Source organism: Flavobacterium gyeonganense, assembly GCF_029625295.1.
GTDB lineage: Bacteria > Bacteroidota > Bacteroidia > Flavobacteriales > Flavobacteriaceae > Flavobacterium > Flavobacterium gyeonganense.
On record NZ_CP121112.1, the window covers coordinates 1783480 to 1806347 of the forward strand.

A 22868-nucleotide genomic window follows, 5' to 3' on the forward strand; every position below is an offset into this window, starting at 1 on the left:
AGTACATGAACCCACTATTATTAACCGATGGTTACAAAGTTGACCACAGAAGGCAATACCCGGACAAAACCACTTTAGTATATTCTAACTGGACACCCAGAAAATCAAGAATCGAAGGTCTTGAAGAAGTGGTGTTTTTCGGATTGCAGTATTTCATCAAAAAATACATTATTCATGATTTTGATACGTATTTTTTTAAACAGCCAAAAGAGGAAGTGGTTAAAAAATACGCCCGAAGAATCAATAATTATTTGGGCGAAAACCAGGTAGGGACTAAACATATCGAAGATTTACATGATTTAGGCTATATCCCGATGGTTTTTAAAGCGTTGCCGGAAGGTGCAAGCGTTCCGTTGAGAGTGCCAATGTTTACGATGTACAATACCATTCCGGAATTTTTCTGGCTGACGAATTATTTCGAAACCTTGCTTTCTGCCGTAATCTGGCTGCCATGTAACTCAGCTACCATCGCAAGAGAATACAGAAAAGTACTAGACAAATATGCGGAAGAGACTTCATCTGTACCTGATTTTGTCAACTGGCAGGGACATGATTTCTCTATGCGAGGAATGGGCGGAATCGAAGCTGCCGTGACTTCTGCAGCCGGACACTTATTGAGTTTTACAGGATCAGATACCATTCCGGCGATTGATTTCTTCGAAGAATATTACAATGCCAATTCTGATACCGAATTAATCGCAGGTTCTGTTGCCGCAACTGAACATTCTGTAATGTGTATGGGAACTACAGAAGGCGAATGTGAAACTTTCAAAAGATTAATTACAGAAGTATATCCAAAAGGAATTGTTTCTATCGTTTCTGACACATGGGATTTATGGAAAGTTTTGACTGATTATCTGCCGCGCTTAAAAGAAGAAATCATTTCAAGAGAAGGAAAAGTGGTAATCCGTCCTGACAGCGGTGATCCGGTAGATATCATCTGCGGAAACCCGAACGGTAAAACAGAACAGGAAAAGAAAGGTGTTATCGAACTTATCTGGGATGTTTTTGGCGGAAGTGTAAATGACAAAGGTTTTAAAGAATTAGTACCGCAAATTGGCGCTATTTACGGCGATAGTATTACGGTAACAAGAGCGATTCAGATTTGTGAGCGATTAAAAGCAAAAGGATTCGCTTCTACCAATGTAGTTTTGGGAATTGGTTCTTTTACGTATCAATATAATACCAGAGATACTTTTGGTTTTGCGATGAAAGCTACTTATGGCGAAGTTGATGGAGAAGGAAGAGCGATCTTCAAAGATCCGATCACGGATGACGGAACCAAAAAATCTGCAAAAGGCCTTATGAAAATTGATTTGGTTGACGGTGTATATCATTTAACAGATAATGTTTCATGGGATGAAGAAAAACAAGGTGAACTGAAAGAAGTTTTCAGAGACGGGAAACTTTTGGCAGATCAGTCTTTAAGTGATATAAGAGCCCGTGTCAGTGCAGGTATAAGTGTTGAGGCATAAAAATACGCCGGTTATAAACAGATTTAATCTGAACTAAATATAAAACTATGAAAATTACAGCTCTTATCATTTTAGCTGGCTGCTGTTTTATAACCGGCATTATCCATTCACAGGTAAACAAAAGAAAAAAGATGGAAAAAGACACCCAATATCCAAAAGCACTGGTTGATTATGATGATTTTAAAAATCTGGTGAGCGAATTAGAAAAGCAACGAGAAAAAAACTTAGTGAGTCTGGATGTTTTTTTGAAAATGGCAAAGGAAGAAAACACAGTAATTTTGGATTCCCGTTCCGATTTTCGTTTCAACAGAAAACATTTAAAAGGAGCGATTCATCTTGATTTTACTGACTTTACGCAGGAAAACCTTTTAAAGTTAATTCCGGATCCAAATACCAGAATATTGATTTACTGCAATAATAATTTTGATGGAGATCCAATAGATTTTGCTTCGAAGATGGCGAAACCCAAAACCAATATCGAAACCCAGATTCTGTCCAACAGAAAACCCATTATGCTGGCATTGAATATTCCAACACACATTAACCTTTATGGATACGGTTATAAAAATATCTATGAACTCGATGAGCTGGTCAATGTGAATGATTCGAGAATACAATTTGAAGGAACCGAAGTGAAATAAGAAACATCATAAAAAATGAAAGCCTGAATTTTATCCATTCAGGCTTTTTTGTACTAGTTTGTCATTTCGAGGAACGAGAAATCACATCCAGAGAGCGACGTACTGTGTGTCTTCACTTTATGTGATTTCTCGTTCCTCGAAATGACAAAAATTGCGTTTTACTTTTTATAAAAATTATTGTGATCAATATATTCCCATACTTTTGAAGGTAAAAGTGGCTGAATATTTTTCCCTTTCTTAATATTCTCCCGAATAAAAGTAGACGAAATTTCTACAACAGGCGCATCAATAATATGAACTTTTGGATGCGATTTTAGTTCGGTATTTTCCGGTTCTTCTGAAATACGCGGGTAAACGTAAATATCATGATTATTTAAAAGTACTTCATAGTTTTTCCACTTGTGAAGTGTTTTGAGATTATCCTCTCCCATAATCAATGAAAACTCATGATTGGGGTATTTATCATGCAAATGTGCGAGTGTATTTACAGTATAATTCGGCTGGGTCAATTTAAACTCAATATCCGAAGGTTTTATTTTTGGAAAATCCTCAGTTGCCAGATACACCATTTGTAAACGGTGATGATCATCGAGCAAAGTAGCTTTCTTTTTTAAAGGATTATGAGGCGTAACCACCATCCAAACCTGATCTAAACCGGCAAACTCCGCCATATGATTGGCAATAATCAAATGACCAATGTGAATGGGGTTATATGTTCCGAAGTAGAGGCCTATTTTCATTTTTTGAGGTTTCACAGAGATTCGCTAAGATAGCACAAAGATTCGCAAAGTTTAAAAAAATACTTGCGAATCTCGGCGCTTTGTCTTTGTGTATCTTTGTGGAATAATTACTTATTTACGAAGTCTTTTACCAACTGATGCGCTTCTTCTAAAGCTACAGCTAAATCATAATTTTTAATAATCACGTCAAATTGAGGAGCCGTCGCAAGTTCAACCGAAGCTTTTGCAATACGCATATTGATTTTATCTTCGCTTTCTGTAGAGCGTTCTTTTAATCGGCGTTTTAATTCGTCAACACTTGGTGGTTTTACAAAAACGGCTAAAGTCTGTTCGGGAAATTTATGTTTGATGCGCAATCCTCCGGCCACATCAATATCGAAAATTACATTTTTACCCAAAGCCCAGATTCTTTCAATTTCCGATTTTAAAGTACCGTAAAAGTTATCTCGGTATACTTCTTCCCATTCCAGGAAATCTTCTGCTTTGATGTGTTTTTTGAATTCGTCAAGCGAAATAAAATAATAATCTTTCCCGTTGACTTCTTCTCCGCGCGGGTCACGGGAAGCTGCTGAGATTGAAAACTCTAAATTTAAATCTTCCTGTTTCAGCAAATGCTTTACTATCGTTGTTTTTCCGGATCCTGAAGGTGCCGAAAAAACAATTAATTTTCCTTTATTCATTTTTATATGCAATTAGTAATTAGTAATTGGTGAATAGCTAATTATTATTCACTTACTGATTACTTTATAATACGTTTAGTACCTGTTCCTTAATCTTCTCCAGTTCATCCTTCATCATCACTACCAGTTTCTGCATTTGGGCATGATTCGATTTTGAACCCATGGTATTGATTTCACGCCCCATTTCCTGAGTAATAAAACCCAGTTTACGGCCGTTAGCTTCATTTCCGTTTAAAGTTTCAATGAAATAATCTAAGTGATTCGTCAAACGAACTTTTTCCTCAGTAATGTCCAGTTTTTCTAAATAATAGATCAATTCCTGTTCAAAACGGTTTTCGTCTACATTTACCTGAAGTTCAGAAATGGCTGTATGCAAACGGTCTTTTATCGCCTGAACACGTTCCGGATCAAGAGCCAGCGCATCATTCATATATTGGCGGATATTACCAATTCGAAGGTTGAATTCTTTCTCAAGCGACTCTCCTTCGTCTTTTCTGAAACTTAAAATATTTTGCAATGCCTCATCAATGATTACCTGAATCTGCTCCCAGTCGTTTTCGTCTATTTCCTCACGCTCTGTTTTCAAAACATCCGGCATACGGACCGCCATTTTCATCAATTCGGTTTCATCAGCATCCCGATAAACTTCTCTTAACTGGACTATATAATTTTTTACAACCGGAACATTTACCTTCGTAGAAGTCTGCTCTGAAGTACTTTCAACATAAATCGCAAAATCGACTTTTCCTCTTTCCAGTCTGGTTGAAATCAGGGTTCGTAAACCCAATTCCATTTCACGGTAAACAGAAGGCATTCTCACATTCAGGTCTAAACCTTTACTATTTAAAGATTTTACTTCTACAGTAATTTTTTTAGTTGGCAATTGCAAAGAAGCTTTACCAAAACCCGTCATCGATTGTATCATATATTGAGTATAAAGGCGCAAAGATACTAAAAAACTTAACAGGGAAGATTTCTAGTTTTATGGCGTCTGAGTTTTTAAATATGTGGGCGTTGCCTAAAGGCCGGGCTATCCGTTACACCCGAGCGAAAGCGAATTGACGGAGTAATCTTTTTCGGGCAGAAAAAAGCCCAAAAAAGGATTTCCACTTTTATCCCTAACGCAAACCTGAATCCTGAGGAATTCCCCGGTTTACTTTTCTTCCAGGACTTTCATAACCTGCAAAATATTCTGCTGGCTGTTACCGATATAAATTTTGTCATTAATTATAAAAACAGGACGGCTTAAAAAAGTATAATGTTCGAGGATGTATTTTTTAAAATCAGCTTCAGTCAAGGCTTTGCTTTTTAAATCCATTGACTTGTACAATTGCGCTTTTTTGCTAAATAACGCTTCGTAGCTTCCGGAAAGCTGGTACATTTCTTCAAGTTCTGCTTCAGTAATCGGATTTTGTTTAATATCATGAAAAACCAGATCATTATCTTTTGGCAAATTTTTGATAATTTTTCGACACGTATCACAAGAAGCTAAGTAGTATATTTTGTTCATAATTTTAATTTATTTTGAATACAAAGAAAATTCATTGCAACTTAAAATTGTATAATTTTATTAAAAAATAAATTTATGAATCCAGTATTCGAAGTACAAAAAACAAGCAGGGAAATTCTTCTGAAAGTCCTGGACAATCACTCATTAGAACAATTAAATAAAATTCCGCAAGGTTTTAAAAACAACCTTATTTGGAATATTGCACACTGTATAGCTGCCCAACAAGCTTTAGTTTATAAATTATCGGGTCTGGCTTCAATAGTCTCTGATGAGTTTATTGCTAAATACAGAAAAGACACCAAACCGGAAGGCGACGTTTCGCAAGCTGAAGTCGATGAAATCAGAAGATTACTTTCAGAGACATTACATCAGGCTGAAAAAGATTATGCAGATAAAATTTTCACAAATTATACTGAATACACTACAAGTATGGGATTTACACTTCGAAATGTTGAAGATGCTCTCTCATTCAATAATTACCATGAAGGCACACACACCGGAATAATAATGAGTATCCGAAAGTTGGTTTAGAACTTTCGGATTTTTTATTTTTCAATAGTTTCAATTGTAACATTCATGGCGCCTGCTCCTTTGTTTTTGGCAATCTCCATAAAAGCTCTTTTAGACAAATCTATTTCTCTGGTTTTAACAAATGGTCCTCGGTCTGTAATTTCAACAATTACAAATTTGCCATTGGCTTCATTTGTAACTTTTACTTTTGTTCCGAAAGGTAATTTTTTGTGGGCAGCTGTATATTTATTATTGTTGAAACGTGCTCCGCTTGCTGTTCTTTTTCCGTTAAAACGATCGTGGTAATAAGAAGCATGAGCTGATTTTTTATAAACTTTCAATTTCAGGCCTTCAACGCTAAAAACAGAATCGTTTAAAGGGACTATTTTTAATTTATCTGTTTTTAAAGTATCCTGAGAAACCTTGGTTTCAATCGGTTTACTCTGACTCATAACATAGGTAAAGCAACTTAATAAAGTCACCGAAACGAGAGTGAGCAAAATATTTTTTTTATTCCTCATAATTTATTTTTTTTCAGACTTGGGGGGACTTGTACAAATAATATGCCGAGATAAAAAAAGCCCTGTAAGGAGGGCTTATTTTGGTATTTTTAGAACCATAAGTTCCATGGAATTCTGCTTAAAATAAGCACTAACCCTAAACCGTAAAAAATAGCAAATGTTTTAAATTTTGCTTCACTATTAATCAGTTTTTTATGTTTTGACCATCCTATTGTGATTAGAACAATCGCAATTAAATTGATTAATGGGTGCTCTAATGATGTTAATCGAAGTGCGGCGTTAGACATTTGACCAAAAGCATCTTTTCCTAACGGAGATACAAAATAAAGAATCAAACCAATTAACAATTGTGTATGTGTTCCTATTAAAGCGAACAGGGCAATTTTTCGGTCTTTGGCAGTAAAATCTTTTTTTGAAGTGAATCCGAGAATGGCATTTACAACTGCAATTAATAAAAGTAGTAATGCCAAATAAGCCCAGCCGGAGTGGAGTTTTTGAATAAAAGGGTACATAGATTAATATTTTGTTTAAAACAAATATAACAAAAAAGGCGAAAAAAAACGGCAATGACTTATAAAGTCAATGCCGTTTTAATTATTTATTTTGGTTCTTATTTAGTTGAAAGAGTATCTTGCTCCAACTTGCATTTGCCATCTTGAAGATTGTAAACCTACATCATCTATTTGATTAATGTTACTTGTAACATTTGGATTAAAATTGAATGTTGGCGTAGTACCATCTGGCAAGAATCCAGCATGCTTAACAAGCAATACCTGATCGTTATTCATAAAATATCTTCTTCCCCAGTTTTTATTTAACAAGTTTGTAAAGTTAAAGATATCAGCTGTAAACTCTAGTTTATGGCTTTTCTTATTAACATTTATTGAAAATTCCTGAGCAATTTTTACATCAACAACATGACTCCAGTCTAAACGGTCTCCGTTACGTTCTGCATATTTACCTCTTCTGCTGCTCAAATATTTATCATTTGAAATAAAATTATTAAACGCTTCCCATTGTTGATCAGCCGTCATTGTTGCAGTAGGTGTGAAAACTATTTCATTTTTGTTGCGAGGTACATAAATTAAAGCTGAAGGCTGGAAAGTATCACGTAATAAGTTACCTGTGTCATCATAAACATAGCTGAAAGGTGTTCCCTGAGTACCTTCGTAATAGAAACCAATGGTAGTTTTAATTGATTTATTCCACTTGAATTTTAAAGAAGAATTAGCAAGTACTCTTGATCCCTGATCAAAATCTGATCTAGACACACCAGAAATTGCATTTGAACCGTTAACTGTTTCTATGTATTGCCATTGAGAACTGTTTTGAGAACTTGTTGCATCCATCCAAACATATGACTCTCCATAAGCATAAGTAGCTGAAATATTTGCATCAATAAAATCTGATGTAAAGTTTTTAGCTACAGTAAAATTCGTGTTCCATGAACTTCCTGCTTTTTTATTAGATCCTAAATAAATCCCTTGGTAAGTGTTATCAATACGAACATTTCCATTATATCTTGGTCTGTTATCTGCACCTGTTAAATTGGTTGTAGGGTCAGCAATGTTTAAGTTTTGGTATTGAATTGAATTAAGATTTTCATTCCAAATTGCTTCAGCTGATATAACCCAGCCAGATCCTAATTTTCGATCGAAAGCCAGACTCGTTTTCAAAACTTGCGGAAGCTTAAAATCTTTTGCAAATAAATCAATATTTCCACCGAATTTAGCATCTCCTGGTAATGGCCCTAGAGCAACACCGTTAGAATATAATTGGCTATCAATACTGGTGTTAGGATTGAAATTTGGTGTAGGTGTACTAGCAGAGTTATTTATTTGAATTGTGTTTTGAGAAACACCATTATTATTGTATGCTCCTCCTGGCCATACTAATGGCACTCTTGAAGTAAATACCCCAATACCTCCTCTGACCTGAGTTATTTTCTCACCATCAACATCGTAGTTAAAACCAATTCTAGGAGAGAAATGTACTGTGTTTTTAATTCCTTGTCCTACCTTCGCTCCCTTTAGATCTCTTCCTTTATCTTCTAATAATTTAATAGTTCTGTTGTTAAAATCATCATTAACAAGTCCATCTTCCCATACCGGCATATCAGCTCGAACACCAATATTTAGTCTGAAATTGTCTGTTACTCTAATATTATCCTGAACATATAAACCAAATTGATTCATATTAAATTCAGCAGCTCCTTTAGAATCATCTCCTGAACCACCAAATAATGAATATCCTAAACGGTAACGGTATGCCTTAACACCTGTAGTAAAATCACTTAAGCTATTATAATCATATGCACCGAAATTTCTATTGATAAACACGTTTTTAGCATAAGATAATTCATTGTGAGTACCAATTAAAATATTATGTTTTCCAACATTAATTTCAAAGTTGTCTGTGATTGTTAGTACTCTTTGATTTAGCAAATTTGCGGTTGAACTTGCTTCAGACCCAAAATAAATAGTTCCAGAACCATCTCTAATAGTTACAGTTGGAAATGGATCACCGGATGCATCTCTGTCATCATTCACAGTTGTGAACCCAACAACTAAATTATTAGAAAATTTATTATTGAATCTGGTATTTAATTCTAACGATGCTGAATTTGTAATAGATTCAAAACTTTGAGCACCATTTAAGAAATTAATTGCAGTGCTTGAAGAACGGAATGGAGAAAAGTTTGTAGATTTTACATAACTATTTTTAATCGATAATTTATTATTATCATTAATATTCCAGTCAATTTTAGCAATCAATTTATCACTTATTAATGAAGCTTTATTATTTTGATATGACCCAGGATTATACTTATATGTATCTATTAAATGTTTACTTAAACTTTCTAGTCCTGCTGCTTTTGTATTTCCTGTGTAATTTGCAATATCAAAAGGTTGAGGTGTATCATTTTCTTGTTTTTCATAATTAATGAAGTAGAACAACTTATCCTTTAAAATTGCTCCCCCAGCCCTAACACCATATGTTTTCGCACTGAAATCAGACAATCTGGTTCTCTCAATAGTACTTCCAGAGCGTGTTGGCGTTTTTCCCGCTAAAGATTGATCTCTGTACAAAAAGTAAGCAGAACCGTCGAAATTATTTGTACCTGAACGCGTAATTGCACTAATAGCACCTCCTGCAAATCCCGATAATTTAACATCATAAGGAGAAACACTTACCTGAAATTGCTCAATTGCATCTAATGAAATCGGACTAACACCAGTTTGTCCTCCATTTGTTCCACTCGCTGCTAATCCGAAAACGTCATTATTTACAGCTCCATCAATATAAATTGCATTGAATCTGTTATTTTGACCACCTATAGAAATTTGATCATCACCACGTAATTGAGCCTGAGGCGTAAGTCTTGCAAAATCAGCAATATTTCTTGATAATGAAGGTAATTCATTAATTTTATCGTGATCAATAATAGTTTGAGAACCTGTTTTTTTAGAGTTAAACATAGGGTCTTTTCTTCCAACCACAACTACTTCACTAAGTTCATTAGCCTCGTCTTTCAAATTAACTTTCAGACTTTTAGAATCTCCTAACTGGAGATAAACATCGGTTTCAGTATAGGTTTTAAAACCAACAAAAGTAACTTCAATTTTATAAGGACCACCTACACGCATGTTTGAAATCCTAAAATGACCATCAAAATCCGTAGTTGTTGAATAACGGCTACCTGAAGCTTCATGAACTGCTAGAATAGTAGCTCCGGGAAGCGATTTGTTTTGAGAATCATTTACGACTCCGTTAATAGAAGAAGTAGTGTTACCTTGCGCATAAATATCTCCTGCATAAATAAATGCTAAAAGCATTAAGAGAAACTTTGACAATTTTTTCATCTGTTTTAGTTTATTGTTTTTGGCAAAATTATAACAAATTAATCAGATAATGTTATCAAAAAGTTAAGAATGACAAGTTTTATGCATTGTATTGAACATTAAAACGATTTTATCTTTAAATGGTAAATAAAATACAATATTTCCATTTAATGTTTAATTTTTTTATTAAAAGAATAATAATAATCAATAATGAATGCGCATAAGCATATAAAAACCAGTATATTTTGTAAGAATTGTTAAAATTACTTAACAAAAAAACGCCTTAATTTTTTAATTAAGGCGTTTGTATTTTCAAACAGATGATAAGGTTATTTTTTGTTTAAAAAATGATTAAGCAAAAATGAAGTCGAACTATCGTGGGTTTTTACTGCCTTTGTATTTATTTCATCTAAAATAGAATTCGCCAGTTGTTTTCCTAATTCTACTCCCCATTGATCAAAACTAAAGATATTCCAAATTACCCCTTGTACAAAAATCTTATGTTCATATACAGCAATCAACGAACCTAAGCTTTTAGGAGTCAGCTTTTCAATCAGGATTGTATTTGTTGGTTTGTTTCCTGTAAAAACTTTAAATGGCAGCAAGTAAGAAGCTTTTTCTGCAGAAAGACCTTGTTTGTCAAATTCTGCCTGAACTTGTTCCGCTGTTTTACCATTCAATAAGGCTTCTGTTTGTGCAAAAAAGTTAGACATCAGTTTATCATGATGATCTTCGTTTCCGTATAAAGGCTTTATGAATCCGATGAAGTCTGTCGGAATCAATTTTGTTCCCTGGTGAATTAACTGAAAGAAGGCATGCTGCGAATTTGTTCCCGGCTCTCCCCAGATAATAGTTCCCGTTTGATAATTAACTGGTTTTCCATCACGGCCGACTCTTTTTCCATTACTTTCCATGGTTGCCTGCTGCAGGTATGGTGCTAATTTTTGTAAATACTGTGTGTACGGAATCAAAGCCTCACTTTCGGCACCATAAAAGTTATTGTACCAAACGCTTAATAAAGCCAAAATTACCGGAATGTTTTGATCAAATTCAGCCGATTTGAAATGTTCATCCATTTCGTTCGCTCCTTTCAGTAAATCATTATAATTATCAAAACCAATCGCTAAAGCGATACTCAAACCAACTGCACTCCATAATGAGAATCTTCCTCCAACCCAGTCCCACATTGGAAAAACGTTGTCAGGATTAATTCCGAATTCAGTTACTTTTTGAATATTAGTTGAAACTGCCACGAAATGTTTAGCGATATCTTCCTGAGAAGCCGATTTTAAAAACCACTCTTTTATCGTTTCTGAGTTCGATAAGGTTTCCTGAGTCGTAAACGTTTTAGAAACAATCAAAAACAAAGTAGTTTCAGGATTTAATTTTTTGATTACTTCATTAACATGATCGCCATCTACATTAGAAACGAAATGTACATTTAAGTGATTTTTATAAAATTGCAACGCTTCCACAGCCATTACAGGGCCAAGATCAGAACCTCCGATACCAATATTTACAATATCTGTAAACGCTTTTCCGGTATATCCTTTTCTGACTCCCGAAATTACTTCGTTTGTAAAGCTTTTAATTTTATTTTTTACTTCGTAAACTTCCGGAATTACATTTTCTTTGTCCACTTTTATAACAGCAGATTCCGGTGCACGCAAAGCAGTATGCAAAACTGCTCTGTTTTCTGTCTGATTGATGATTTCTCCTCCAAAATAATCAGCAATTGCACTTTTTAATCCAATTGAATTCGCCAATTCCAACAAAAGCGAAATAGTTTCTCCACTAATATTGTTTTTAGAATAATCAACTAAAAAATCATTCCATTGTAAGCTGAATTTTTCTGCACGTGCACTATCTTTTTGAAATAATTCCTGTATTGTAGTTTGCTGAATTGCGTTAAAGTGGTTCTGTAGATTTTTCCACGCATCAGTTCCTGTTGGATTTGTTGTGTTTAAAGCCATTTTTTAATAAGATTGTAGTTTTTTTAGAAATACAAAAATACTGAAATAACTATTTAATATTTCTTTACAGGGCAATTAGTTACGAAAACGATTTATAAAAAAATTGCCAGTAGCTTTTCATGTTACCAAATCTTCCACCATGGCTTTTTATTGATTTCAATTATCTTTTTATCCTTGTTGATCTCAATCCTCTTTGGTTCTTCCACTTTTATGGTGGCATCCTCGAAAAACATTTCGCCCTGATCATCTATCCCAATAGGCGATTTTGTCCTCTCCTTCCAGCTTTCTGTCTCCAATTCCGGAATTAAAGGAGCATTGATTTTAGAACTAAATTTTTGTCTGGCTTTTTCCGTTATTTCTTCTTCAATATTGGAAGTTGAATTTTTAAAAAGCGAAAGTGAATTATCCGGAATATTAAGCAGAAAGACCTGTGTTTTATTCCCGATTTTTTGGATATCCAAAACTTTAAAAAATGCAATCTCATCCAAAAGAAAATGGCCAATTTTCGAAGAATCAGGATTAAATTTTGAAATATCTTTTGCATTGGCACTGGCAATTAAATACCTCAAATTTCCTGAAAGTCCGCCGCCAATAGAAGTCATATCGGTAAAGCCTTTTTCTTTAATTATTTGCCCAACTTTGTATTTTTCAATAAAGTTGTCAGTCAAATTAGTATCTCTGTAAAATAGTTTTAAATCTGAAAAAGTCTCATCAAGAGTTTCTTTAATGCGTTTATTTTTCATGTTTTACGAAATACTACAAATTACCAATACTATCCAATTCTCTCTTTAAAGGTTCCATTTGTTTTAAGAAACGGGTTTTATCATTTCCTGTTAAAGATTCCCCTGTTGGAAGATTTAATCGAAGTGCATCTACCTGAATTCCGTTTTTCCAGAAACGGTAACAAACATGAGGACCAGAAGCCAAACCAGTGCTTCCAACTAGACCAATAGTTTGCCCCTGTGTTACACGCTGTCCGCGGCGTACCAAAATTTTAGACATGTGTAAATATTGGGTCGAATAAGTCCCGTTGTGTTTTACTTTTACAAAGTTTCCGTTACCGGCAGTATAACCCGTTTGCTCTACCACTCCTGATGCTGTTGTAGAAATTGGAGTTCCTCTTGGAGCTGCATAATCGGTTCCTTTGTGAGCTTTCCATCTGTGCTGTACCGGATGAAACCTGTTCATCGTAAATCTGGAAGTAATCCGGCTAAATTTAATAGGTGTTTTTAGGAAGAAGTTTTTCAGTGTTTTTCCTTCATCATCATAATATTCAATTTTTCCGGACAGCGTATCTTTTTCAAAAGGAAAAGCATAAACGATTTTTCCTTTGTATTCAAAAAAAGCAGCCTGTAGATCTTCTACACCGTCGTAGGTTTTACCATTGATGAACCGTTCTGTAAAAATCAAACCGTAACGATCCCCTTTTTTAAGTTTAAAGAAATCAATTGACCATGAAAACACTTTAGTGATTCGGCTGGCAAGGGCGGCTTCAACACTATTATTTCCCAATGTTTCAGATAAAGAGCTTTTTAAAACCCCGCCAATTATTTTACGTTTAAACGTAACTGGTTTTACTTTTTTATAAGCATTTGCAACCGTGTCCCTAAAATCAATAACATAATAGGTAAGGGCATCCGGCTGATAAATAAAAAACTGCAGTTTATTGGTTTTGTTTTTTGAACGAAGAATAGTGTAAGGTTTATTGTAGCGAATGGTTCTTACATTAAAAGAATCTTTCACCTGTTCAACAATATTATAAACCTGTTTTGAGCCAATATTTTGACGCTGAATTATGGATCCAAAAGAATCACCCTTTTTTACAGTATCGTGAACCACATTAAAATCATTGTAATTAAATCCAAATTCTACCTTTTTAGTTTTTGGTTTAGTAATTTTAGTTGCAACTTTTTCTTCTTTTTTATTACAAGAAATTATTGAAAATAAGAGTATTATAATTACGAATGCTTTTTTCAAACTTTTATTTTTTTCTGGAAAACTAAGCCGTCGGCTCATTCCCCCAATTGGACAATTCTTCTTCGGTCCACAATTTAGGAAAAAAGATGCGTCTTTGGTATTTTGGATGCATATATTTTTGCCAGTCGCTTCCACCTGTAGCTTCTCCGTTTCCTTTTCCGCTTTCTAAAATATATTTTATGGCTGTATTTAAATGCTGCATTACCCAGGTAATATTTACCGTATGATCATAATGACGCATTGCCTTAATCAACTCAGTATTTTGCTGATCTTGAATTGGTAACTGGGTAAATTTCTGCCAGATATTCTTCGTTTTAAACTCTGCCATTTGGCGCAGGAACTGTCCTTTATATTTTTTTTCAAATTCCTGAAGCAAATATGATTTCTCGCCTGTCTGATAATCTTTCCCTGCTGCCTGCCAGTATAAATGTTCAAAAGAGGTTTCTAAATCTGTGTTTTCATCAAAATTAGCTTTGTATCTTCTATCGGTTAAATTGATAACATCAGTTGAAGCGAATTCTATCATTCTATACTGGGCACTCTGGAAACCACTTGCAGGGGTCAGGGTATTTCTGAATTTCATATATTGCTCTACCTCCATTCCATTTTCCATAATACTGAAAGAGTTGGTCAGCATATCAAAATAACGGGTAATTCTGGAAAGTCTTTCGCTAAAAAAACCAACCTGAATATTTTCTGTATCAGCAATCTGGTCAATTTCCCACAGAATCATTTTAAAAATCAATTCGTTGACCTGGTGATACATGATAAAAACCATTTCATCAGGAAGCGTAGTACGCTGTATCTGCAGGTTTAAAAGTGCATCAGTCTGAATATAATCCCAATAGGTGATTGGTTTAGACCAAAGCAACCCTTCAAGCTGGACATCTGTTTTTTGATTTATGGCTTTATATTTAAGATCAATTTCTTTTAGGATTGATTCAGAATTATCCGTGGTATTCATTATTTTTTTACTTTAAATGGATATTTTAATCCTTTGTATTCGTCAATATCAGCCTTAAGTGATCCAACTGCTAAATCTGCTTTTATTCTAACCGGAACTTTATTGTTATCATCTGTTATCCAAAGCGTTACACTTTCTTTTTCTTTGAAAACCCGGCCTGTCTGTACTAAAGGTTTAAAAACCATAGTAGAAACGCTGCCAAATTTAGTTGTAATATCCTGACGACCTATATATTTTAACTTAAATTTTGTGATCTCTTCATCAAAAAACATATCAATTGTAATGGACTCACCCGATTTTAGTTTGTCAATATTAGGATGATTACGCAGGTAATAAAAAGCCGAAATTATATCCTGCACATTATCATTAACAACAATCGTTTTTTCGGTTTTACGTTTATAATCTTTTACCAAAACACGATTTTGTGACTGCATGAAAAAACCTTCCTGATTTTTCGTGTAACCTCCTTCGTTTATTTTTCGGATATATCGGTAAGGGTCACCATTTTCTTTATCGAAATAGCTTTCATATAAATCTTCTACTTTGAAAAAAATTTTGACATTCCGGTTGTGTATCCTTTACCCACTGCGTGAAAAACTTTTTTGTTGTTTACAACAGCTTCCTTAACTTCTAAAGTAGCATAACCTGCATTAACAATTCCGTAGTGGATCCTGAATTTGAAATATTCCCCCACATCAAAAGCATCTTCTTTGTAGGTATCAAAACTTAGTGTGGTGAGTATAAATATGAATAGAATTAGTTTTTTCATAATAAGATATTTACTGTTTACCAGCCATAAACGCAAATTTTATTCCAAATATACCAAAACAAAAAAACTCAGTCAAAAGAATGACTGAGTTTTTATGCTATTAACTAACCAAAAAACTATAAATTATGAAAATTTATATCAATTTAGGAAGGAAACCACCCCTTCCTGATTTGCGAGTGCAAAGATAGATACAAAGTTTAAATAATAAATAGCAAAAAGGCAGTTTAACAAAACATTTGCATTAAAATCATCAATTTATAGGGGATTTTTTTACATAATGTAAAAAAAATATAAATTTACAATGTACCTCTTAACGCTTGCTCTCTTTCTATTGATTCAAACAAGGCTTTAAAGTTGCCTGCACCAAAGCCTTTAGCCCCCATTCTTTGTATAATTTCGAAAAAAAGTGTCGGTCTGTCCTGAACTGGCTTGGTAAATATCTGTAATAAATAACCATCTTCATCAGCATCTACCATGATAGCTAATTTTTCAATTTCATTAATATCTTCTTTCATCATATCCATGTGAACACCCAATCTTTCTGGGATGGCCTCATAATAAGTATGTGGAGGAGCTGATAAAAATTCAACACCACGAGCTCTTAATTGTGATACTGTTTTAATAATATCATCTGTTGCAATAGCAATATGCTGTATTCCGGATCCGCCATAGAAATCTAAATATTCTTCGATCTGAGATTTTTTCTTTCCTTCAGCCGGTTCATTGATTGGAAATTTAATTCTTCCATTTCCGTTTGACATTACTTTACTCATCAATGCCGAATATTCTGTGGTAATTTGCTTGTCGTCAAAAGACAGGAAATTTACGAATCCCATCACCTCTTCGTAGAATTTTACCCAGATATTCATTTCGTTCCAGCCAACATTTCCAACCATGTGATCGATATATTTTAATCCAGTTTGTTCTGGATTGTAGTCTGATTTCCATTCTTTATAACCTGGAAGGAAAACGCCATTATAGTTTTTTCTTTCAACGAAAATATGAACGGTCTCTCCGTATGTATAAATTCCGGAACGAATTACCTGACCAAATTCATCTTCTTCAACCGTTGGTTCCATAAAAGAACGTGCACCGCGTTTCATAGTTTCTTCGTACGATTTTGTAGCATCTTCAACCCAAAGTGCCGCCACTTTTACACCGTCTCCATGTTTTTTTAAATGTTCATTTATTGGAGAATCTGCAGTAAGAGGTGTGGTCAAAACAATCCTGATTTTGTCCTGCTTCAAAACATAAGACGCCCTGTCTTTTACTCCCGTTTCTAATCCGGCGTAAGCCAGTGACTGATAACCAAAAGCTGTTTTGTAATAGTGGGCCGATTGCTTGGCGTTCCCAACATAGAATTCCACATAATCTGTTCCTAATAATGGAAGAAAGTCCTGAGCACCTTCGAATATTTTCTCTAATCCGTATTCTACTGATTTTACTTGTTTACTCATGATGTTTATTTTTATTTAATCGATTAATCATTTATTTGATGAACCGAAATTATTGTTCTGAATTTTGATTTTTAGCCCTGAAGAAGTGGAAATCCTTTTGTTTTTTTCTTTAAAAAATAAAAGATTACAACGGATAGCAGGAATAGCTCCTTAAGATTATATTGTAAATGAGATTGCTTCGTTCCTCGCAATGACTACTCCGCCCACGATTTATAATACTGACCATCATCTAATTTCATAGCTTCCTCAGTAACCATAAGCGGCCTGAAAGTATCAACCATAACGGCTAATTCCTGCGTTTCTTTGTGACCAATGCTGCGTTCCATAGCTCCAGGAGCCGGACCATGTGGAATTCCTTTTGGATGTAAAGTAATATGCCCCTGTTCGATATTATTACGGCTCATGAAATCGCCATCTACATAATAGAGTACTTCGTCTGAATCTATATTGCTGTGATTGTATGGTGCCGGAATGGCTTTCGGATGATAATCGTAAAGTCTTGGGCAGAATGAACAAACTACAAAAGCAGCTGTTTCAAAAGTTTGATGTACCGGAGGCGGCTGGTGCACACGTCCCGTTATAGGTTCGAAATTATGAATGGAGAATCCGTATGGAAAATTATAGCCGTCCCAGCCTACAACGTCAAACGGATGTGTGGCATAAACCACTTCGTGAATCATTCCTTCCTTTTTGATTTTAATTAAAAAATCGCCTTTTTCGTCATGCGTTTCCAATTCGCTAGGCAAAATAAAATCACGTTCACAAAATGGAGAATGTTCTAAATGCTGGCCGGATTGGTTTTTATAACGTTTTGGGGTATAAAATGGAGCATACGATTCTACGTAAAATAGTCGGTTTTCTACTGACTCGAAATCAATTTGATAAATGATCCCACGCGGAATAATTAAGTAATCGCCATATTGAAACGGAATATTCCCTAACATGGTGCGAAGCTTTCCTTTTCCTTTGTGAATAAAAATCATTTCGTCTGCATCGGCGTTTTTGTAGAAATAATCCCGAAGCGATTCTTTTGGGGCAGCAAGACCAATAATACAGTCTTTGTTGACCAGCATGGGTTTTCGACTGTCCAGAAAATCATTCTCTGGTTTTAACTCAAAACCTTTAAAAAGTAGTGATTTTATATTTTTTCCGATTGCAATTTTAGGCTCAACGGAATAGGAATTTAAAATTGCTTTAACCTGCGTAGGCCTGTGTATATGATAAGACAATGATGAATGGCCGTGAAAACCTTCGGTTCCAAATAGTTGTTCGTAATAAAAACCTCCGTTTGGTTTTTCAAACTGGGTGTGTCGCTTTTGCGGAAAATTTCCGAGTTTATGGTATAATGGCATGGCTTTTCAATTAGATAATTTATAAATTAGATAATTCGAAAAATTAGAATTGAGTGAACAGATAATGTGATCATTTTTAGATGACCCAAATTGTCTCAATTCGATAGCTTACTCAGGATTTCTCTTGATGAGGAATTGAAGATACTCTAATAAACCTGTCCATTTTGTTTTCATTACAACAAATATCGTAATTTTTATTGAGCTAAATTACAAATTAAAACGAAAATCCAATATTAAACCAGGTATATCCTTTAGCATTTTCCGGCGACCATGAATACTTAACTTCTATTGGACCGATCATGGTTTCCAGGCCATATCCTATTGCATAACCCGAATATTTGGGCATATCAATCCAGTCAACAGTGCTAAAAAGATCATCTCCCAGATTGGCATAATTGGCAGAAAAATTAAGGTGATTTTTTCTGAATATTTCATAATCGAACGTTATACCAGCTTTTATATAACTATCACCGGCAATACTCAGGAAGTCATAACCATAAAAATAATTAAAATTATTTACTTTATTATAACCATATCCACCCAGTATATAATCGAAGAACGGTACGCTGTCATTCCCAAAAGCAAGTCCGGCATCCGACTGAAACTTTATTGTAGCTCTGTTAAAAACTGTTCTGGCTATTCCGATTTCGGCTTTTGCCGTAGAAAAAGGATAGAATTGATGTGTATAATTCGATGATGCAAGATAAGTCTGAACGTCACCTGAAAAATACCATCCTGTTTTTGGGAAACTTTTATTATCAAAAGAATCGTATTTTAAATAACCAAAAACACTAAAATAATTACTTTCATCAATGGTTTTATTAGTATCCAGTGTTGGGGATTTTATTTTCAGGAACTTATATTCAAGTCCACCGCCCATAAGAAATTTTTGCACGAAAATAGTTTGAAAATAAGCCTGGTGTGAGATATCTAAAAAATCAACATTAATCAGATTATCCTGATTTCCTGCCAACTGATTACTAATACTTTCTGTTACATTCCGGTTAAACTGATTAAGCCTGGAGTTGAAACCAAAACTGATATTAAAACCGTTTTCGACATAATAATTGAAATCGTACCTGAAATTATCGCCCAAAATGATATCCAGTGAAGTATTATCGTTTTTTAAAAACGTCTTTCTATGAGTAAGGTTTAGCAGAACAGCACTTTTATAAAGTCCGTCATAATGAAGTCCCAGTTTTAAATAAGTATGTGTTGGATTCTCTTTCAGTACGAGATTCAAATCATCTTTATTTCCGTTTGGCTCCAGGGAATAAGAAATAGCACTAAAGTTGTGTGTTGCATCTATGTTATTTATTCCTACGCGAAGATCTTCATATGTTATGGTACTTCCTGGTTTAAAGCGAAGCTTGCTTGTTAAATATTCTTTTGTATAATCCGTAAGTTTTGTATTGTTTATTTTTTCTATTTCAAGAGTATCAGAACCTATTTTTAATTTGGGTTTTCTATAAAATTTTTGCCCGTCTGCCAGAGCTTTAATTTTTTCATATACTTCAAATGTGGCATCTTCCCCTCTTCTGATAATTTCTCCGCCTCTGTCAAATGAAATAACCCCAAAATCACGAATATCAGGTTTAATATAAATATCTGTATCTGCCCTTTTGGCCTTCATTTTTTCAATTGACTGCATATTTGTAATCTGAACCAGAATACGAGTTGCATTTTTCAGGCCTTTTCTGTTTAGCAAATCATCCTGTACATCAACTCCTATGATAATATCTGCTCCTAAATCACGAACCTCCTTAATAGGATAGTTGTTCACAACACCTCCGTCAACCAGTAATTTCCCATCTACTTCAACAGGAGAAAATAAAGACGGAAAAGCGGCACTTGCCACCATTGCCTGAGCCAGGTTCCCTTTGTTCAGGAGTACTTCCTCACCTGTTTCTATATCTGTTCCGATACATAAAAACGGAGTTGGCAGTTGATTAAAATCACGTACATGACGTACATTCCGGGTCAGACTGCTTAGTAAATTATAATTATACATTCCTTTAGAAAGTGCTTCGGGAATTCCAATCCTTAAATTACTAAAAGGCAAAACAATAGCATATAATTCATCATTTCGTTTACCATAGAAATTTTTGGAAGCTCTTGGTATATAATCATTAATGAGTTCGTCAAAATTAGTTCGTCTAAAAATAGAATCAATTTGTGCTGCATTATATCCTGTTGCATAAAGCCCTCCTATTATGGAACCCATACTGGTTCCGCCAATGTAATCTATTTTTAATCCGGCTTCTTCAAGCACTTTTAAAACCCCGATATGGGCAAATCCTTTAGCCCCGCCACCACTCAATACCAACCCAATTTTTGGCCTTTTAATACTGTCCTGTTTTTTATCCTGGGAAAATGAATTTTGTGGATGAAGTGATACTAGCATTAAAAGCACTGATGCCCCGCCCCAGATGGAAATGGAAAACCGCGACAGACAAAAAGCTATTTTTTCCTGTAAAAAAAGAGCGACCATAGAAGCTCCTTTTTTTGCAATAGAAAAAAGTTTTTTGACCGAGTGTTAGAAATGGACAGCTGGATTAGGCGCATAAAATTTGCTAATTGGTTTTGTAAAATTCGACAATTTTTTTGGCTTTTGATACCCCTATCACAGCTGAAATTTCTTTTTCTGTCGCCAATTTCAATCTTTTAACACTTTTGAAATGCTGAATTAACGCAAGCATTGTTTTTTCACCAATTCCGGGAATACTTTCAACAGACGAATTAAGAGCTGCTTTGCTTCGTTTATCACGGTGAAAAGTGATTCCGAACCGGTGTGCTTCGTTTCGCAACTGCTGAATAACCTTTAATGTCTCGGATTTTTTATCCAGATATAACGGAATCGAATCACCTGGATAAAACAATTCTTCCAGACGTTTTGCAATTCCGATAATAGCAATTTTACCGCGCAGGCCTAATTCATCTATACTTTTCAGGGCAGCCGATAATTGTCCTTTACCTCCGTCAATAATAATCAGCTGCGGAAGCGGTTCGTTTTCGTCCAGTAATCGTTTGTAACGGCGATACACTATTTCGGTCATAGAGGCAAAATCGTCTGGGCCTACAACGGTTTTCACGTTAAAATGGCGATAATCTTTCTTGCTTGGTTTTCCGTCTTTAAAAACCACACAGGCCGCTACTGGATTTGTTCCCTGAATATTTGAGTTATCAAAACATTCGATATGTCGAGGTTCAGAAGGAAGACGCAGGTCTTTTTGCATCTGTGCCATAATTCGGTTTACATGTCTGTCAGGATCTACGATCTGCAATTGTTTCAATTGTTCAATTCGGTAGAATTTGGCATTCCGAATCGATAAATCTAAAATCTGCTTTTTGTCACCAAGTTGCGGAACGGTTACTTTTATATTTTCGCCTAAATCCAGTTCAAAAGGAATAATAATTTCTTTTGATAATAACTGAAAACGTTCCCGCAATTCTACAATGGCCAGTTCTAATAATTCCTCATCGCTTTCATCCAGCTTTTTCTTGATTTCTAAAGTATGTGAACGAATAATCGATCCGTGCGAAATCTGCAAAAAGTTGACATAAGCCGCACTTTCGTCAGATACAATCGAGAAAACATCGATATTGGTAATCTTCGGATTGATGATGGTTGATCTGGATTGGTAGCTTTCGAGAATTTCTATCTTTTCCTTTATTTTCTGCGCTTCTTCAAATTGCAAATTCTGCGCGTAAGTGTTCATCAGCCTCCTGAAATCTTTTAAACTTTCTTTAAAATTCCCTTTCAGGATTTCGCGTATGGCGTTGACTTGTCTCTGATATTCTTCCAAAGGTTCTAAGCCTTCACAAGGTCCTTTGCAATTGCCAATGTGATATTCGAGGCAAACCTTGAATTTTCCCGAATTGATGTTCGATTCGCTCAAATCATAATTGCAGGTTCTTAGCGGATACAATTCTTTGATTAAATCTAAAATTGTATAAACCATTTTAAAGTTAGTATAAGGGCCAAAATATTCAGATCCGTCTTTTATCATTCTTCTGGTCAGGAATATTCTGGAAAAAGGCTCTTTTTTGATACAAATCCAAGGGTAGCTTTTGTCGTCACGAAGCAATACATTATAACGTGGCTGCAGACTTTTAATGAGGTTGTTTTCTAATAAAAGTGCATCGGTTTCAGTAGGGACAACTATATGTTTAATGGAGACAATTTTGCGCACCAGCACATTGGTTTTCCTTGTATCGTGAATTTTATTAAAATACGAAGAAACTCTTTTTTTAGGTTTTTTGCTTTTCCAACATATAAAATCTTTCCGTCTTTATCATAATACTGATAGACACCGGGATTGTCCGGCAGGGTATGAATTTGGAGTTCTAAAGACGGTACTGGCATGCTTTTTTATTTCTGGAGAATATTAAAATATAATTGTCAGGATAACATTCCGGTGTGTCCTGGAAAGCTTAACACTGAAATCTTTTCAAAT

Annotated in this window: 17 protein-coding genes and 2 pseudogenes; 3 read left to right on the forward strand and 16 right to left on the reverse strand. The window is 34.8% G+C overall.

What is annotated here, in order from left to right; translation table 11 throughout:
- The first annotated feature begins 5 nt into the window (after positions 1-5).
- Both P5P89_RS07780 and P5P89_RS07785 read left to right on the forward strand, forming a co-directional pair.
- Positions 6-1475 (forward strand): nicotinate phosphoribosyltransferase, encoded by a 1470-nt coding sequence (locus P5P89_RS07780; protein ID WP_278011424.1) that lies wholly within the window; start codon positions 6-8, stop codon positions 1473-1475.
- 47 nt (positions 1476-1522) lie between these two features.
- Positions 1523-2116 carry a rhodanese-like domain-containing protein gene (locus tag P5P89_RS07785; protein WP_278011425.1) on the forward strand — a complete coding sequence of 198 codons (594 nt, stop codon included), beginning with the start codon at positions 1523-1525 and terminating at the stop codon, positions 2114-2116.
- A gap of 158 nt (positions 2117-2274) precedes the next feature.
- On the opposite strand, the gene nadD is transcribed toward P5P89_RS07785, so the two are convergent.
- From nadD to P5P89_RS07805, 4 genes are all read right to left on the reverse strand, one after another.
- Positions 2275-2856: a nicotinate (nicotinamide) nucleotide adenylyltransferase gene (nadD, locus tag P5P89_RS07790; RefSeq protein WP_278011426.1), complete on the reverse strand. Its 582-nt coding sequence runs from the start codon at positions 2854-2856 to the stop codon at positions 2275-2277.
- 107 nt (positions 2857-2963) lie between these two features.
- On the reverse strand, positions 2964-3536 hold the full coding sequence (gmk, locus tag P5P89_RS07795; protein WP_031455082.1) for a guanylate kinase: 573 nt from the start codon (positions 3534-3536) through the stop codon (positions 2964-2966).
- A 64-nt stretch (positions 3537-3600) separates the two neighbouring features.
- Positions 3601-4461, reverse strand: coding sequence for a YicC/YloC family endoribonuclease (locus tag P5P89_RS07800; protein WP_278011427.1), 861 nt, complete (start codon positions 4459-4461; stop codon positions 3601-3603).
- 228 nt (positions 4462-4689) lie between these two features.
- Positions 4690-5046 carry an arsenate reductase family protein gene (locus tag P5P89_RS07805; RefSeq protein ID WP_278011428.1) on the reverse strand — a complete coding sequence of 119 codons (357 nt, stop codon included), beginning with the start codon at positions 5044-5046 and terminating at the stop codon, positions 4690-4692.
- Between the two features lie 75 nt (positions 5047-5121).
- Here P5P89_RS07805 and P5P89_RS07810 point away from each other — a divergent pair, with 75 nt between their 5' ends.
- Complete coding sequence (locus P5P89_RS07810; RefSeq protein WP_278011429.1) at positions 5122-5577, forward strand: DinB family protein; 456 nt, start codon at positions 5122-5124, stop codon at positions 5575-5577.
- Between the two features lie 14 nt (positions 5578-5591).
- Here the strand turns inward: P5P89_RS07810 and P5P89_RS07815 are convergent, their stop codons facing one another.
- The 12 genes and pseudogenes from P5P89_RS07815 to uvrC form a co-directional block, all read right to left on the reverse strand.
- Positions 5592-6077 (reverse strand): septal ring lytic transglycosylase RlpA family protein, encoded by a 486-nt coding sequence (locus tag P5P89_RS07815; protein ID WP_278011430.1) that lies wholly within the window; start codon positions 6075-6077, stop codon positions 5592-5594.
- Between the two features lie 89 nt (positions 6078-6166).
- Positions 6167-6589, reverse strand: coding sequence for a hypothetical protein (locus tag P5P89_RS07820; RefSeq protein WP_278011431.1), 423 nt, complete (start codon positions 6587-6589; stop codon positions 6167-6169).
- Positions 6590-6691: 102 nt separating this feature from the next.
- Complete coding sequence (locus P5P89_RS07825; protein WP_479724215.1) at positions 6692-9940, reverse strand: TonB-dependent receptor; 3249 nt, start codon at positions 9938-9940, stop codon at positions 6692-6694.
- A gap of 308 nt (positions 9941-10248) precedes the next feature.
- Positions 10249-11892, reverse strand: coding sequence for a glucose-6-phosphate isomerase (gene pgi, locus P5P89_RS07830; protein WP_278011433.1), 1644 nt, complete (start codon positions 11890-11892; stop codon positions 10249-10251).
- Between the two features lie 122 nt (positions 11893-12014).
- Positions 12015-12635: a hypothetical protein gene (locus P5P89_RS07835; protein ID WP_278011434.1), complete on the reverse strand. Its 621-nt coding sequence runs from the start codon at positions 12633-12635 to the stop codon at positions 12015-12017.
- 13 nt (positions 12636-12648) lie between these two features.
- Positions 12649-13869 carry a peptidoglycan DD-metalloendopeptidase family protein gene (locus tag P5P89_RS07840; protein ID WP_278011435.1) on the reverse strand — a complete coding sequence of 407 codons (1221 nt, stop codon included), beginning with the start codon at positions 13867-13869 and terminating at the stop codon, positions 12649-12651.
- Positions 13870-13891: 22 nt separating this feature from the next.
- Positions 13892-14833, reverse strand: a complete 942-nt coding sequence (locus P5P89_RS07845) for a tryptophan 2,3-dioxygenase family protein (RefSeq protein WP_278011436.1) — start codon at positions 14831-14833, stop codon at positions 13892-13894.
- Positions 14833-15602: pseudogene (locus tag P5P89_RS07850) on the reverse strand (DUF3108 domain-containing protein). Before P5P89_RS07850 ends, P5P89_RS07845 begins: the two are co-directional and overlap by 1 nt.
- A 296-nt stretch (positions 15603-15898) precedes the next feature.
- Positions 15899-17059: a 4-hydroxyphenylpyruvate dioxygenase gene (gene hppD / locus P5P89_RS07855; protein WP_278011437.1), complete on the reverse strand. Its 1161-nt coding sequence runs from the start codon at positions 17057-17059 to the stop codon at positions 15899-15901.
- Positions 17060-17253: 194 nt separating this feature from the next.
- Complete coding sequence (locus P5P89_RS07860) at positions 17254-18411, reverse strand: homogentisate 1,2-dioxygenase (protein ID WP_278011438.1); 1158 nt, start codon at positions 18409-18411, stop codon at positions 17254-17256.
- 214 nt (positions 18412-18625) lie between these two features.
- Positions 18626-20902 carry a patatin-like phospholipase family protein gene (locus P5P89_RS07865; RefSeq protein ID WP_278011439.1) on the reverse strand — a complete coding sequence of 759 codons (2277 nt, stop codon included), beginning with the start codon at positions 20900-20902 and terminating at the stop codon, positions 18626-18628.
- An 82-nt stretch (positions 20903-20984) separates the two neighbouring features.
- A pseudogene (gene uvrC / locus P5P89_RS07870) lies at positions 20985-22777 on the reverse strand (excinuclease ABC subunit UvrC).
- Between the last annotated feature and the right edge of the window lie 91 nt (positions 22778-22868).

Excerpts from the sequence above, each read along its gene's own strand:
- P5P89_RS07860 (WP_278011438.1), bottom strand. The coding sequence starts at position 18,411 with ATGCCATTATACCATAAACTCGGAAATTTTCCGCAAAAGCGACACACC.
- P5P89_RS07825 (WP_479724215.1), bottom strand. The coding sequence starts at position 9,940 with ATGAAAAAATTGTCAAAGTTTCTCTTAATGCTTTTAGCATTTATTTAT.
- P5P89_RS07865 (WP_278011439.1), bottom strand. The coding sequence starts at position 20,902 with ATGGTCGCTCTTTTTTTACAGGAAAAAATAGCTTTTTGTCTGTCGCGG.
- P5P89_RS07780 (WP_278011424.1), top strand. The coding sequence starts at position 6 with ATGAACCCACTATTATTAACCGATGGTTACAAAGTTGACCACAGAAGG.
- P5P89_RS07810 (WP_278011429.1), top strand. The coding sequence starts at position 5,122 with ATGAATCCAGTATTCGAAGTACAAAAAACAAGCAGGGAAATTCTTCTG.
- P5P89_RS07785 (WP_278011425.1), top strand. The coding sequence starts at position 1,523 with ATGAAAATTACAGCTCTTATCATTTTAGCTGGCTGCTGTTTTATAACC.
- P5P89_RS07835 (WP_278011434.1), bottom strand. The coding sequence starts at position 12,635 with ATGAAAAATAAACGCATTAAAGAAACTCTTGATGAGACTTTTTCAGAT.
- P5P89_RS07845 (WP_278011436.1), bottom strand. The coding sequence starts at position 14,833 with ATGAATACCACGGATAATTCTGAATCAATCCTAAAAGAAATTGATCTT.
- nadD (WP_278011426.1), bottom strand. The coding sequence starts at position 2,856 with ATGAAAATAGGCCTCTACTTCGGAACATATAACCCCATTCACATTGGT.
- P5P89_RS07805 (WP_278011428.1), bottom strand. The coding sequence starts at position 5,046 with ATGAACAAAATATACTACTTAGCTTCTTGTGATACGTGTCGAAAAATT.
- hppD (WP_278011437.1), bottom strand. The coding sequence starts at position 17,059 with ATGAGTAAACAAGTAAAATCAGTAGAATACGGATTAGAGAAAATATTC.
- gmk (WP_031455082.1), bottom strand. The coding sequence starts at position 3,536 with ATGAATAAAGGAAAATTAATTGTTTTTTCGGCACCTTCAGGATCCGGA.
- P5P89_RS07815 (WP_278011430.1), bottom strand. The coding sequence starts at position 6,077 with ATGAGGAATAAAAAAAATATTTTGCTCACTCTCGTTTCGGTGACTTTA.
- P5P89_RS07820 (WP_278011431.1), bottom strand. The coding sequence starts at position 6,589 with ATGTACCCTTTTATTCAAAAACTCCACTCCGGCTGGGCTTATTTGGCA.
- pgi (WP_278011433.1), bottom strand. The coding sequence starts at position 11,892 with ATGGCTTTAAACACAACAAATCCAACAGGAACTGATGCGTGGAAAAAT.
- P5P89_RS07800 (WP_278011427.1), bottom strand. The coding sequence starts at position 4,461 with ATGATACAATCGATGACGGGTTTTGGTAAAGCTTCTTTGCAATTGCCA.